Origin of the sequence: Brucella pecoris (assembly GCF_006376675.1) — a bacterium.
Taxonomy (GTDB): Bacteria; Pseudomonadota; Alphaproteobacteria; order Rhizobiales; family Rhizobiaceae; genus Brucella; species Brucella pecoris.
In genome coordinates this window covers 74,382-87,741 of record NZ_VEWK01000009.1, presented here as the reverse complement: position 1 = coordinate 87,741, position 13,360 = coordinate 74,382, and the positions used below count along the sequence as shown (strand labels likewise).

Here is a 13,360-nt window from a genome sequence, read left to right as displayed (position 1 = left end):
GGGAGCGGAAGCTCCCCCATAAGCCACTCTACTCCGCAAACGAATGAGCGTTATATTCTCCACAAAGGAGAAATCGGATGGAAAATCTCACGGCTGCCTGCATCGTTCTGGTCGTTCTTTCCGGGTGCGTTACTCGAGCACCCGTGCCGGAGTACAAACAAATCCGATGCAAACAGCTTCTTCAGCGGACCGAATATCCCGCTTTGAGGGAAATCCAGCGGGTGCAGGCCAGAACTGAAGCGGTGCAGTTAGGTTGTTACAATTAAGCCAGTAAAGCGTTCGACACCCTCCTATGACACGACTTTGATCGTTGAGTGAGGTAAACATAAAGGAACTGTTCAATATCGAAGAATATTGAGAAGCCGCGGCAAAAACTCTTGGCTTCCCGGACGCAATCTCACTCAACTGAGCCGCAGGATTTCTTTCTTCAAATCCCAGACAAGGGGCATAATGCACTGAAGAAGCCAAATCCTTTGAAACCAGAGCAATTTTGGATCGACCGCCTCTTGCCAGCCCAATTGCCCCTCTTGTCTGGTCGCTGCTGACGTCATAGGGGACGGTACTTATCAGTCAAATGATTGCGGGCAGTTACAAAAGATTACCCCAAACACGCATGTGCAAGCCATTTCGATAATAGTGTCGCTACACTCCAGGGAGATGAAAGGAATGCTGCCTGCTTCGCAGAAGCTTCTGAACAAATGCTCAAGGGCGGAATAGGGCCCGGACATCGTTTACTTGGTTCAAATCAGCTAAGTATCGTTTCTACCCACACGGCTTGTCTATTGTGGATCTTGGCTCGGAATACGACATCGACCGATAGATTTTTGTGATGTACCTGTTGCAATACTTGAGCAACTCGCAGTTGTTCATCGTAGCCGACATCGTTCAAGCTCGGCTCAGCGTTTCGTCGGAGTGCCCGCAATTGAATGAATTGGATTGTGCAAATCACGCGGGGAAATCGCCGTTCCTGATGTTCGCTGAACCCACAACATATGATCGCCAGCAGGTTGCTGAATTATTCTTCTTCACAACCATATAGCTTTTGCCTGACGTCAAAGCCGTGGGAAGTTAATTCCCATTCCGGGAGGAAGACGCAATCTTCTTTCCTTCATTGCCTACAAAAATTGTAGATTATAGACCCTCCACTAAAGGAGGATCCTATGCCCAAAACCCTATCCAATTCTATCGAGCTTGGCACAATAGCGGCCGATTTCCTCCTAAGCGATGCAAATGGAGTAGCGCACAGGCTCTCCGATTTTGAAGCCGCGCCGGCGCTTCTCGTCGCTTTCATCTCCAATCGCTGTCCCTTCGTACAGCTCATTCGCAATGAATTTGCATCCTTCGCCCGCGAGTATCAGACCAAAGGCCTGCAGATAATTGCCATCAACAGCAACGATATCGAGGCCCACCCTGAAGAAAGCATCGAGGCAATCGGTCGGGAAGTCGATGAGATCGGTTACTCGTTCCCCTATCTGAAGGACGAGGAGCAAACGGTCGCGAAGGCTTACGGCGCGGCATGCACGCCTGATCTTTTCGTTTTCGATGGCGACCGCAAGCTCGCCTATCATGGCCAATTCGACGATGCGCGCCCAGGCAACGGCAAGGTGGTAACGGGCAAGGATCTCCGCGCTGCAACCGATGCAATACTTGCTGGCAAGAAGCCTGCGGCGGCACAAACACCCTCGATCGGCTGCAACATCAAATGGACTGCTGGCAACGAACCATCCTGGTTCTCCAATGTGGCATGACAACAGACAGTTACGCGGTCGCATACCCGCATAATGTTTTCCGGAAATCTCAATGTCATTGAAGCGAAAAGACCTGACAGGCGGTGATCCGCTGCATTTGCAAACGGACGTACTCGTACTGGGGGGTGGCCCTGCAGGTGCCTGGGCTGCTTTGTCTGCTGTGCAGAGCGGCGCCCGCGTCGTAATTGCCGACAAGGGTTATTTAGGCACCAGCGGCGCGACGGCACCGTCAAATACCGGCACCTGGACCGTACCGCCGGGGGACAATCGGGCACAGATCATTGAGCGGCGCTGGCAGCGTACAGGCAATCTTGCTGATCAACGCTGGATGCTGCGCACCGTTGATCAAGCCTATGAAAATCTGCTTAAGCTGGCTGAATGGGGATATCCATTTCCCGACGACGAAGATGGCAAGCTCTATATCGCCAATCTACGCGGGCCCGACTATATGGCTTTCATGCGCCGCCGCCTTCTACGAGCCGGAATTACGGTGCTGGACCACCATCCGGCCTTGGAACTCTATTTCGACGGCGAAGCGGTCACTGGCGCTGCGGGCATGGATCGCCAGCGCAATCGCGACTGGCGTGTTGATGCCGGTGCAGTCGTGCTCGCGACAGGCGGCTGCGCCTTCAACGAGCGCATCCTGGGTGCCGCGACCTTGACGGGCGACGGACATCTTATGGCCGCTGAAGCCGGCGCAGCCCTTTCCGGCATGGAGTTCACGGGCAAGTACACTCTGGCGCCCTTCGGTACGTCGCTCAACAAGGGATTACCGTTCCGCTGGGCTTCATTCTATCGCGAGGATGGCACGCCAATTCTCGATAGTGACGGCAATCATCTGCAGAACGGTATTGGTGAGCGCGAAAAGGAAATCGCCAAGGCAATGATCGACGCCCCGGTCTATGCGATACTCGATCAAGCAGAGCCTGCCCTGCAGGACTGGTTGCGCCGTGGTCAGCCGAACTGCTTCGTGCCCTATAACAGAATGCCGGTCGATCCTTTCCACGATTTATTCCGTGTTACTTTCCGCGCCGAAGAAACCGTGCGCGGCACCGGTGGTATCCGTATCGCCTCGTCCGATTGCGCAACTGACGTCGCCGGTCTCTATGTCGCCGGAGATGCCGCAAGCCGCGAACAGATCGCCGGAGCTGCTTCCGGCGGAGGGGGACCGAACTCTTCCTGGGCGATTGCCAGTGGCTGGTGGTCCGGCCAAGGAGCCGCATCTCATGCGAAGCGCCGAGGCGTGAGGGCCTTCAGGCACAATTCCAGCGCGCTCGGCCAGGCAGGTTTGCGTCCCGTCTCGGCGACCAAGGTTTCGCTCACGCCGAAGGATGTCATTGACAGCGTGCGTGCTGAGGTCACGCCCCTGGAGAAAAACTATTTCCGCGAAGGCAATCGCCTGACGGCCAGCAGCGAAAAGCTCGATGCGATCTGGAGCGATGTCAAACACCATCTTGCTGGATCAGGGCTTGATCGCCTGAAGGCGCGCGAGGCGGCAGCGATCGCTGCATCGGGACGCTGGTCAGTAACGGCAGCACTTGCCCGCACGGAAAGCCGTGGCATGCATCGCCGAAGCGATTTCAAAGGTAACGATAAGGCATTTTCTCAACCCATCACGTTACGTGGCATCGACGAGATCACCGTCTCGACCGCCATCTATGGGCATCAGGAGATCGCGTCGTGATTGAGATCATTTCCCAAAGCCGCTGCGTTGAATGCGATATCTGCGTGAAAGTCTGCCCGGCCAACGTCTTCGATGAGTCGGACGGTGTCCCCCTCATTGCCCGTCAGGATGATTGTCAGACCTGCTTTCTGTGCGAAATCTATTGCCCAACGGACGCTCTTTATGTCGCCGAACGGGCGGATGGCCCGCTTTCGATAACCGAGGCCGAAGCAGAAGAGCGAAACCTTTTCGGCAGCTATTCACGCGCGCTTGGATGGAAGCGTGGCAAACCCGGCGGAACGGAACTCGACCCGACACACCGCATCCGCGTTGCGCAAGTCTGAATGGAGAATCAAATGGACCGCATCACAGTGACTGACGTCCACAAGACATTCCGGCTGAAGCCCGGCCAGTCGGTTTTGGTCGATGGCCGCACCTCCGACAGCGTCACCGTCCTGAATGGCGTCGATCTTGCCATCCAGAGGGGTGAGTTCATAACGCTGGTGGGACCGAGTGGCAGCGGCAAGTCCGTCTTGCTCGACATTATCGGCGGGCTGACAGCGGCTTCCAACGGCATCGTCAGCATCGACGGCAAGCGTATCGTCAAGCCGGACCCGAAGACGGGTTACGTCTTTCAGCAATATGCCCTGTTTCCGTGGCGCACAGCACTGTCCAACATCGAATATGCGCTGGAACTGCATGGTATCTCGAAGCGGGAGCGCACCGATAAGGCGCGCTATTTCCTTTCACTTTTCGGGCTCTCCGGATTCGAAGACCGGTTCCCCAATCAGCTTTCGGGCGGCATGCAACAGCGCGTTGCAATCGCCAGGGCCCTCGTCACCGACCCTGAAGTTCTGCTCATGGACGAGCCCTTCGCAGCACTCGATGCGCAGACACGGGAGATTCTCCAGACCGAGTTGCTGCGCATTTGGGAGAAGATCAGAACAACTGTTGTTTTTGTTACCCACTCGATTGATGAGGCGATCTACCTCGCGGACAGGATCGTCGTCATGACTGCACGTCCGGGCACGGTGAAGGAGATAATCGATGTCGATCTTCCGAGGCCTCGTGGCAGTGATATCCGCGCCAGTTCCGAATTCAACCGGCACCGCAGCCGCGTGTGGGAAGCGCTTCGCGATGAAGTGAACAAGGCACAAAAGGACTGGGTGCTTTCGCCTGACTATGCCCACTGAAGGAGTCCACTACGATGGCCTATCTAACCGATAAGACCGCATTCGGTGCGCGCTCTTCTTCCAAGAGGGGAAAAGGGCGAGCTTGGAAAATCAAGCCACCCGAAGTCGGCACATTTGCGTACGGCCTGCCCCTGCTCCTGGCTTTCCTGGCACTATGGGAGATCGCACCGCGGCTCGGCTGGCTCAATCGCATCTTTTTTCCTCCGCTGAGCGAAGTATCAGAGGCGTGGTACGCGATGATGCTCGACGGCACACTGACGACCAATATCGGCATCAGTCTGCAACGGGCGGCGATTGGTTTCGTCCTGGCCGTCATCGTTGCGGTGCCGCTCGGCTTTCTCATGGGGCGTTACCCCCTGTTCGAAAAAGTTTCTGATCTTCTCGTGCAGACGCTGCGCAACACCTCGCAGTTTGCGTTGTTGCCAGTCTTCATCCTCCTGCTCGGTATAGGCGAAGCATCAAAGATTGCGATCACCTTCTATTCGTCGATCTTCTTTCTGTTGATCAATACGATCTCGGGCGTCAAATCCGTCGATCCGTTGCTGTTGAAGGCGGCACGCTCGATGGGCACATCGGACATCGATATGTTCCGGAAAGTCATTTTGCCAGCCAGCATTCCTTCGATCGTCTCAGGCATGCGGCTTGCCGTCAAAGCCTCCATCTTCGCGGTAATCGGCGCAGAGATGCTTGCTGCGAAATCCGGCCTCGGATTTTTGATCCAGCAATCGCAGCTCATGATGGAAACTGCCGACATGTATGCCGGCATCATAACCATGACCGCAATCGGGCTGCTGGTGAACTATCTGCTGGTCTGGTTCGAACGCTGGGCCACCGCCTGGAAAGGCAGTTCCGACATCTCCCCTGCCTGAGCTCACATCAACATCAACCTGGTCTCAAGGGAAACACCGTATGATCGTTTTCAATTCTCCCATCCTGCGCCGCGTCGTGTTGAGTGGCCTTGTGGCACTCGCACTCGGCAACCTCACCCCCTCATCGCCTGCTTTTGCCGACGACAAGCCAAGTGTGATCCGTATCGGCAGCACGGCACCCGGCCACTTGAAATTCATCCTTGAAAGACACAATGGCACGCTTGCCAAGGAATTTGAGGACGATGGCATCAAGGTCGAATTCATCGCTTTCACCAACGGTGGTTCCGAAGCAACAACGGCCCTTGCAACTGGAGCCGTAGAGTTCATTTGTACCGGCAACAATCCAGCGTTGCGGGTCGCCGCAGCCGGTGCGGATGTCAAAGCAATCGGCCTTTCCAGCTTCATCAAGGAAAACGGTTCAGCGATTATCGTCAACACAAACTCGTCGATCAGATCGCTGCAAGATCTGAAGGGCAAGAAGGTCGCCTATCTCACAGGGACAGTCCGTCATTCAATCTTCGCCAAGGCTCTCAAATCGGTCGGATTGTCTCTTAACGACGTGGAGTCTCTCAACCTCGCCTTTGATGCTTCAGGCCCGGCCCTGGTGCGCGGTGATGTGGATGCCGTCGTCGAAAGCGGCGACGTCGCCGCAAAACTCGTCGAAGCGGGTCAGGCCCGCGTCATCCTCGACGCCTCCTCGCACCCGGAATGGTCAGCCCCATTTCTCATTTCCGCAAATGGAGACTTTGTCCGCAAACATCCCGAGATCGTCAAGCGCCTCTTGAAGGTCGATATCGAGACAGCACGCTGGGCCGACGCCCATCCCGAAGAAACGATCAAGATTTTCGTTGCCGAAACAAAGTCGTCAGAGAAGTCGGTTCGCCAGACCTACCGGAATAACGTGTTTTACCAGGACCCCAGAATTACTCCCGAAGCACTCGCTTCGCTTAAAGTCGAAGAGCAATTCATGGCTGATGCCAAATTGCTCAAGGGTTCAGTTGACTACGACAAGTGGATCGACACCAGCTTCCTCGATGCGGCTTACAAGGAAGTTGACGGGAAACAATCCAACTAGTGGTCTGATTCCGACATTTGCATCCCCCGGCGACAAGCATCGGGCAAATGTCGGAATCAAAAAGACCACTAGCAAGTATATGTATCGAGTGGATTTTTCGAATTTGACGTTTGAAACAGCGTTTCAGTTGGTCGGGATTCAAACGTCAAATTCAATCCAACTAGAGCATTTCCTGTTTTGATTGAATCACTGGGAGTGCTCTATTCATGGTTCCGATCTATTATCCCCCGATCCTGTCGTTTCAGCCACGCGAGGCGAAGCCAGTATTGAGCGTTGAACGCCGCATCAGCCGAAGTGTTGCAGGATGATTACAGGCATAAAAACATGACTTATTTTATCAGGTAATTTCTTGCCAGTACAGATACATGAGTATAACGGTCATGATTGTTATACTCATGTTGGGAATATTCCATATGCGCTCAGACTGCACGCCTCTTCGCCGCACAATTCTGGCCGGTACCTCCCTGATTGCCCTTGCCGCTACGGCAATGGCGCAGGACCAGACCACCCCTCCTCAGGCAGAGAGTGGCGCAATCGTACTCGACAAGATCGTCATTGATGGCGGCAGCGGTGGTGTGATTGATGCAGACGGTTATGTGGCGCGCAGCAGTGCAACCGGCGCCAAGATCGACACCCCGTTTGTGCAGACCCCACAGTCTATTTCTTCCGTCACCCAACAGCAGCTTGAAGATCGTAATCCGCAGACCCTGCTCGACGCCATTGCCTATACACCCAGCGCGCGCGTTGGTGGCTACGGCTTTGATCCGCGCTTCGATTCCTTCACGGTGCGCGGTTTCGACGTCACTTATACCGGTGTCTTTCGCGACAATCTGCGCCAGCCGGGAGCGAGTTCAGCTCTCTTCAAGACAGAACCTTATGGTCTGGAAGGCGTTTCCATTTTGCGCGGCCCATCGTCAGCCCTCTACGGCGCGTCCGGTGCAGGCGGTCTGTTCAACCTGATCAGCAAGCGTCCGACGGAAACTCCGCTTCATGAGGTGCAGATTCAATACGGCACCAACAATCGTTATCAGACCCAGTTTGATCTGTCCGGACCGGTCAAGGAAGGTGACCCGCTTTACTATCGACTGACCGGCCTTTGGCGCAACGCCGATACCGAACAGCCGTCAGTTCCTGATGATCGCATTTACATCGCACCGGCTTTTACGTGGAAACCGGATGAAGACACCCGCTTGACCGTTCTCAGCGAGTTCTCCCGCATCAAGACCGGCGGCACTGCCGCTTATTATTATGATGCCATTACGGGCAAGGTGTCCGACATTTTTGCAGGCAACACCGCTTTCAACGACTCTGTACAAACACAGGGGCGCATAGGCTATGAATTTGAAAAGCGCATTAACGATACCTTCGTGTTCCGCCAGAATGCCCGCCTTGCCTCGACCAAGATCGGAGCCGATTGGGCTTTTGCCTATCAGGCCAATGAAGACGATCCATTCCTTCTCGACAGCAGTGCGGGAACTTTTGAAGAACGTCTGACCAGTTTCACCATCGATAATCAACTGGAAGCGAATTTCGATACAGGTAATCTGGAACACCAACTGCTGACCGGTATTGATCTGACAAAACTGCAATGGAAGGGATTGAACGGCTATGGCTATACGCCGCCGCTGGATACCAGACATCCGTCCATGGGGCGCCCTGTAGCGCCGATCGACTTCCAGACAAAAGACGTTCAGGACCAGTTTATGGCTGGCGTCTATCTCCAGGATCAGATCCGCTATGATGCCTGGACTTTCACCCTCGGTGGCCGCCAGGACTGGGTCAGCACCGACACCAAAAGCAGCGACCTGACAACCAATACATCCAGCGATTCTGACCAGAGCGACAAGGCCTTCACATGGCGTGCCGGACTGACTTACGAGACGCCTTGGGGTATTACGCCATATGCCAGCTATTCGACGGCGTTTTCGCCCAATGCCGGTGTAAACCAGGAAACCGGTAATCCGTTCAAGCCAACGGAGAGTGAGCAGCAGGAAATCGGGATCAAGTACCAGTTGCCCAACAGCAATACCCTGATAACGGCCGCTCTGTTCAACATCAATCAGGACAATGGCCTCTATTACGAAGTGGTTGAACTGGATACCGGGCCGGCCAACATTCAGGTACAGCGTGGTAAACTACGCTCGCGTGGTCTGGAATTGGAAGCCAGCACCAGTCTCGACAATGGCCTGTCTCTCATTGCGTCGTATAGCTATATGCAGACCAGCATCAAAGACGGGCCGGAAGGTACGGTGGGCAATGAAATCTCGTCCGTACCGACCCACATGGCATCGGCCTGGGCGCATTATAAGTTGCCAGAAAACAGCATCCTCTACGGTCTGGGCGTCGGCACGGGCGTGCGCTTTCTCGGTTCAAGTTACGGCAATGACGAAAATACCATGAAAAACAGTTCTCGCGCCTTTGTCGACGCAGCGATCGATTTCGACTTTGGCGCCATCAAGAAGGACTATGAAGGCGTAAAACTGCAGGTCAACGCCACCAACCTTCTCGACACCCGCAAGCCGGTCTGCTCGGCAGGTTTCTGTTATCGCGATCAGGGCCGAACGGTTGTCGGCAGCCTGAAATATTCATGGTAGACGCCGATACACAAAATGAAGCTCTCAGGCCGCAAGGCCTGAGAGCACTGTTCCATGGTGAAAATGCATGGTGCGCCGACACTATGATGCTGTCATCCGAACTGACTGACGGTATGCCTGTGCTGGAGTTTCTGCACGGCGCTCAATTGACAAAAACCCTGCATAAATGCGCGGCTACCTATCCCGATGCCGATCTGCGAGCGGTTTCGTCGTTCTGGTCGCTCTATTATTTTTCTCTGCTGGTCATTCCCTATATCTGCGCCAGACAGAACGGAGTGGCCCTTCCGGTCGAGCTGGAGAATATGACCATTGCCGTCAATGAGCAGGGTCTGCCACGTTCCTTTGGCTTGCTCAATGGCGGGCGGGCGTGTGATGCGCTGGATGTCATGGACGTGATCAGCCATGTCGCAAAAAATCACTTGAACACTGTTGTTCAGGTCCTCAAGGACCGCACCGGCATCTCGCCGCGGCTCGCCTGGAATAATGCGGCAGTCTATATCGATTATGCCGTCAACAGCGCGGCGGAAGATCATTCTGATGAAGGCTGGCCGTGTCGTCCGCTGTTTGAAACACAGACTTTCGCCGATGGAACGCGCAACCCGTTTGTTGGCTGTCTGCGCCAAGAAGCAGATCATGGCGCAAATCTGTGCCGCCGCAAGATCTGCTGTCTGCGCTACAAACTGCCGGGTGTTGCAGGATGCGGTGAATTATGTGCGCTACCCGAACTTAGAAGGCAATGAAATGATCCGTCTGGTTGTCTGTTTGACTGTGATGTGGCTGGCTCTCGGTAACAGCGCAATTGCAGAAGTGACTTATCCCATTCATGTCAAGGATGCCCTTGACCGGGACGTCACCATTCCCGCCCAGCCAAAGTCCATATTGCTTGGTAGCGGCTTCAATCTGATTGCATTGTCGCTTATCCATCCCGATCCCGTCAGCGTGCTGGCCGGCTGGGCTGATGACCTCAAGGGGGACAACCCGGAAATCTATGCCAGTTTCAGACAGCGTTTTCCGGAACTTGACAAGGTCCCGGTCATTGGTGACGGCATGACGGTTTCGGTCGAGAAGATCGTTTCTGTAAAAGCCGATCTGGCCATCCTTTCAGACTGGCAGATGCGCAATGACGAAGGTATGCAGGCGATCACCTATCTGGAGAAAATGGGCGTACCGGTGATCGTGGTCGATTTCGGCAACCATGCACTCAAAAATACCTCGAAGAACATGCGCCTGTTGGGCAAGGTACTCAACCGCGAGGAGCAGGCAAACGCCTTTGCCGATTTCTATGACGAGCGCATTGCGCGAATTCGTGATCGGGTGGCGACGAATGGGGCCGGGCCTACTGTATTGCTTGAAGCCTTTCCCAATTCCGAACAATGCTGCTACGCTTATGGGCGAGACAGTATGGGCGAGTTCATCACGCTGACCGGCAGCCGAAACATTGCCGCCGACGGTCCGTCCCAGGGGGCGGTGATCAGCAGCGAATATATTGTCGCCGCCGATCCCCAAGTTTACATCGCCACCTCATCCCCAGGGGGTAAATATAGCGGCTTCTCGATTGGACCGGGCGTAAGCGAGCAGGAAGCCCGCGACACACTTTCAAACGCCTTGAAAAACCCTTTCCGCGCCGGTTTGGAGGCCGTAGAGGATCGGCGCGTACATGGGTTGTGGAACTTTTTTAACGCCGTTCCCCTGAACATCCTGGCGGCAGAGGCCTTCGCTGTCTGGCTGCGACCGGAATTGTTTGCCGATCTCAGCCCCGAAACGACACTGGCGGAGATTAACCGCCGTTTCGCAGCCGTTCCCTTTGAAGGTTCATACTGGATCAGCCTCAAACCCTAACCCGTGGTGCTGCGTTTGAAACGAGCCGAACGCGGTGACCAAGATTATTGGTGCAAATCTGCTAGAGCATTTCCAGCAAAAGTGCGAAGCGGTTTTGCGTAGGATAATGCGTAAAAACAAAAGGATAGAGCGGTTCTACTGATTCCGTTTTAACTGGAACTGTTCCAAAATGAACCCGAAAAGCACACAGGGGCTTAGCGAACGCTAAGCCCCTGCTTATCTGCGTTGGTGCGTGACCGCTATTGGGTCATCTCATCGACCGTTTTTACGAGGGCAGGAAGTCCGTCTTCGGGGGTAAGATCACCCCGCATTACCTTGGCGATGACATCGCGTGCTGCTCGCCAGATGCGAACCGATGAACCCGTCGGATAACCTTCCCATGGTCGCGCCTGTTCTATCTCTGATGCCACCGTTTTGAAACGCGGCTCCTTTTCGTAGAATGGAGCAAGATAGTCAGCACCGTCAGCCAGCTTGTTTGTCGGCAGATAACCCGTTGTTTCCACCACGATAGTCTGCCCTTTCGGGCCGGTAGCGAATTTCAGATATTCCCATGCAGCTTTCTGCACGGCTTCATCTTGCGAAAGAATGATCCCGGCTGCGCCACCAGTGGGAAAGCCACCATTCTCCTTGTCGTCGAGCGGCACTGTCATCGTGTTCAGTTTAAAGCGATCTCCAACCAGACCGATGATCTGTGCGAGACGTGCCGGAGTGTCTACAAAATAGGCCGTCTGGCCCGCAGCGAACTGCTGGCGCGCTTGTTCGAATTCCAGCAAGGTCTCGCCACCATCGGTCACCATACGGCGAAGAATTTTCAGGGCTGCCAGGCCCTTTTCATTGTTGAAACCGGCCTTTCCTGTTTCGGGATCAACGAGTTGTGTCCCTTCCTGGCGCAAAATGGTCTGCCAGAGCCAGTCGTCGGGCCAGTCGTAGATTGTATAACCGATACCCGCCATTTTCGGGTCCGCGTCATGGATTTTTTTGGCGCGCGCCAGCAGATCGTCCCAACTGGATGGTACTTCCTTTGGGTCCAGACCAGCTTTCTCTACTGCGTTTTCATTCACATAAATAATGGGAAGCGACGCATTGAAGGCCATTCCGTATTTGACGCCGTCAACGATGCCCAAGTTGAGCATCGACTGCGAATAATTCTCCGTTTTCCAGCTTTCCGGTTCAGCATCCAGAAACGGTTTCAGGTCGGTAATCTGTTTGCGCTTGGACAATGTGCGCGCAAGTTCTGGCAGCAGATGGTAGCCTGGGAAATAGATGTCGGGCAACTGATTGGTCACGGCGAGCCGCTGCATCAGAAGGTGCCCTTCATCGTAATCCTTCGCCGGAGCCCGGAATTTTATTTTTATGTCTGGATGCTCCTTCATGAAGGCCTGTGCGATCGGATCGTGAAACTTTGCGAAGCCCGGCTGGGCATAGAGCACGTCCAGCGTTACGTCGGCGGCCAGCGTTGTTCCCGTCATCTGCATTGTCAAAACACCGGCAGCGATGAGTTTTGCTATGTGTTTCATTGGTTCCTCCCTGGATAAAACTCTTCTATTTATTGAGGCTTTTTATTTAACGCCGGTCATGGTGATGCCCTGAATGAAGCGTTTGCGAGCAATCAGGAAACAGATCACCAAAGGCGCAGTCAGCATGGCTGCTGCAGCCGTCAGTGCGCCGTAATTCGAACCGGTTTCGGCATCCGCAAAGAGCAGCATTCCAAGCGGTGGGGGTGCGAGCTGGTTGTCGGAAATCACAATGAGTGGCCAATAAAGATCGTTCCAATGCGCTACGATCGAAAAGACCGAGAATGCCGCAATGGCGGGCATGGCGCTTGGCGTGACAATGCGCCAGATGATTTCCAGCTCCCCCATGCCATCCAGACGCGCGGCATTAATGATGTCATCGGGAAAACTCCTGAAGAACTGCCGGAACAGGAAGATCGCGAAGGCCGACAGGAAAAACGGCAGCATCATCGAGAAATAGGTATTCAACTGACCGACCCAGGCCAGACCTATGTAAAGTGGAAGCGCCGGCACCTGTATGGGTATGGCCAATGCGAGCAGGATCAGAACGAAAAATACGTTGCGACCAGTGAATTCCAGCTTGGCCAGCGCGTAGGCGCAGGGAATGGCCACAATTAGCTGCACCAGAAGTATCCCGGCACAAACAATGACGCCATTCAAGGCAAAGCGAAGCAGAGGTGCGCTTTCAAGCGCAAAGCTGTAATTTTCGATGCCATAAAACTGCGTTGGCCATAATCGCAACTGCGCACTGAATATCTCGTTCGGCGGCTTGATCGATGTCACAAGCATCCAGACGAACGGCATGAGAATGAAGATCGCACCGAAGATCAGGATTCCGTGGACCGTCAGAAACATCAGGCCCTTT

At 54.5% G+C, this 13,360-nt stretch carries 12 protein-coding genes; 10 read left to right on the top strand and 2 right to left on the bottom strand.

Going from position 1 to position 13,360, the window contains the following annotated elements; translation table 11 throughout:
* Positions 1 to 77 precede the first annotated feature (77 nt).
* The 10 genes from FIB18_RS16505 (at position 78) to FIB18_RS16460 (ending at position 10,981) form a co-directional block, all read left to right on the top strand.
* A complete protein-coding gene (locus FIB18_RS16505; RefSeq protein ID WP_140021744.1) occupies positions 78 to 266 on the top strand; it encodes a hypothetical protein in 189 nt (62 codons plus the stop codon).
* An 894-nt stretch (positions 267 to 1,160) separates the two neighbouring features.
* Positions 1,161 to 1,748, top strand: a complete 588-nt coding sequence (locus FIB18_RS16500; protein WP_140021743.1) for a thioredoxin family protein — start codon at positions 1,161 to 1,163, stop codon at positions 1,746 to 1,748.
* A 52-nt stretch (positions 1,749 to 1,800) separates the two neighbouring features.
* The gene (locus tag FIB18_RS16495) at positions 1,801 to 3,432 is read left to right on the top strand and encodes an FAD-dependent oxidoreductase (protein WP_140021742.1); all 1,632 of its coding nucleotides are present in this window, start codon (positions 1,801 to 1,803) and stop codon (positions 3,430 to 3,432) included.
* Positions 3,429 to 3,755 carry a 4Fe-4S dicluster domain-containing protein gene (locus FIB18_RS16490; RefSeq protein WP_140021741.1) on the top strand — a complete coding sequence of 109 codons (327 nt, stop codon included), beginning with the start codon at positions 3,429 to 3,431 and terminating at the stop codon, positions 3,753 to 3,755. The genes FIB18_RS16495 and FIB18_RS16490 overlap by 4 nt, the downstream gene beginning before the upstream one ends.
* 12 nt (positions 3,756 to 3,767) lie before the next feature.
* On the top strand, positions 3,768 to 4,604 hold the full coding sequence (locus tag FIB18_RS16485; RefSeq protein ID WP_140021740.1) for an ABC transporter ATP-binding protein: 837 nt from the start codon (positions 3,768 to 3,770) through the stop codon (positions 4,602 to 4,604).
* 14 nt (positions 4,605 to 4,618) lie between these two features.
* Positions 4,619 to 5,473, top strand: a complete 855-nt coding sequence (locus FIB18_RS16480) for an ABC transporter permease (protein ID WP_140021739.1) — start codon at positions 4,619 to 4,621, stop codon at positions 5,471 to 5,473.
* 40 nt (positions 5,474 to 5,513) lie between these two features.
* Positions 5,514 to 6,548 (top strand): aliphatic sulfonate ABC transporter substrate-binding protein, encoded by a 1,035-nt coding sequence (locus FIB18_RS16475; RefSeq protein ID WP_140021738.1) that lies wholly within the window; start codon positions 5,514 to 5,516, stop codon positions 6,546 to 6,548.
* 413 nt (positions 6,549 to 6,961) lie between these two features.
* Complete coding sequence (locus FIB18_RS16470) at positions 6,962 to 9,142, top strand: TonB-dependent siderophore receptor (protein WP_140021737.1); 2,181 nt, start codon at positions 6,962 to 6,964, stop codon at positions 9,140 to 9,142.
* Positions 9,143 to 9,255: 113 nt separating this feature from the next.
* Positions 9,256 to 9,882, top strand: a complete 627-nt coding sequence (gene fhuF, locus FIB18_RS16465; protein WP_235894909.1) for a siderophore-iron reductase FhuF — start codon at positions 9,256 to 9,258, stop codon at positions 9,880 to 9,882.
* 1 nt (position 9,883) lies between these two features.
* Complete coding sequence (locus FIB18_RS16460) at positions 9,884 to 10,981, top strand: ABC transporter substrate-binding protein (protein ID WP_140021867.1); 1,098 nt, start codon at positions 9,884 to 9,886, stop codon at positions 10,979 to 10,981.
* A 239-nt stretch (positions 10,982 to 11,220) separates the two neighbouring features.
* On the opposite strand, the gene FIB18_RS16455 is transcribed toward FIB18_RS16460, so the two are convergent.
* Positions 11,221 to 12,498: an ABC transporter substrate-binding protein gene (locus FIB18_RS16455; protein WP_140021735.1), complete on the bottom strand. Its 1,278-nt coding sequence runs from the start codon at positions 12,496 to 12,498 to the stop codon at positions 11,221 to 11,223.
* 42 nt (positions 12,499 to 12,540) lie between these two features.
* Entirely contained in the window at positions 12,541 to 13,350 is an 810-nt protein-coding gene (locus FIB18_RS16450) for a carbohydrate ABC transporter permease (RefSeq protein WP_174977446.1), read from the bottom strand.
* Positions 13,351 to 13,360: the final 10 nt, after the last annotated feature.

What these genes read in the sequence shown, in the direction of transcription:
- FIB18_RS16505 (WP_140021744.1), top strand. Translation starts at nt 78, where the DNA reads ATGGAAAATCTCACGGCTGCCTGCATCGTTCTGGTCGTTCTTTCCGGG.
- FIB18_RS16500 (WP_140021743.1), top strand. Translation starts at nt 1,161, where the DNA reads ATGCCCAAAACCCTATCCAATTCTATCGAGCTTGGCACAATAGCGGCC.
- FIB18_RS16495 (WP_140021742.1), top strand. Translation starts at nt 1,801, where the DNA reads ATGTCATTGAAGCGAAAAGACCTGACAGGCGGTGATCCGCTGCATTTG.
- FIB18_RS16485 (WP_140021740.1), top strand. Translation starts at nt 3,768, where the DNA reads ATGGACCGCATCACAGTGACTGACGTCCACAAGACATTCCGGCTGAAG.
- FIB18_RS16480 (WP_140021739.1), top strand. Translation starts at nt 4,619, where the DNA reads ATGGCCTATCTAACCGATAAGACCGCATTCGGTGCGCGCTCTTCTTCC.
- FIB18_RS16475 (WP_140021738.1), top strand. Translation starts at nt 5,514, where the DNA reads ATGATCGTTTTCAATTCTCCCATCCTGCGCCGCGTCGTGTTGAGTGGC.
- FIB18_RS16470 (WP_140021737.1), top strand. Translation starts at nt 6,962, where the DNA reads ATGCGCTCAGACTGCACGCCTCTTCGCCGCACAATTCTGGCCGGTACC.
- fhuF (WP_235894909.1), top strand. Translation starts at nt 9,256, where the DNA reads ATGCCTGTGCTGGAGTTTCTGCACGGCGCTCAATTGACAAAAACCCTG.
- FIB18_RS16460 (WP_140021867.1), top strand. Translation starts at nt 9,884, where the DNA reads ATGATCCGTCTGGTTGTCTGTTTGACTGTGATGTGGCTGGCTCTCGGT.
- FIB18_RS16455 (WP_140021735.1), bottom strand. Translation starts at nt 12,498, where the DNA reads ATGAAACACATAGCAAAACTCATCGCTGCCGGTGTTTTGACAATGCAG.
- FIB18_RS16450 (WP_174977446.1), bottom strand. Translation starts at nt 13,350, where the DNA reads ATGTTTCTGACGGTCCACGGAATCCTGATCTTCGGTGCGATCTTCATT.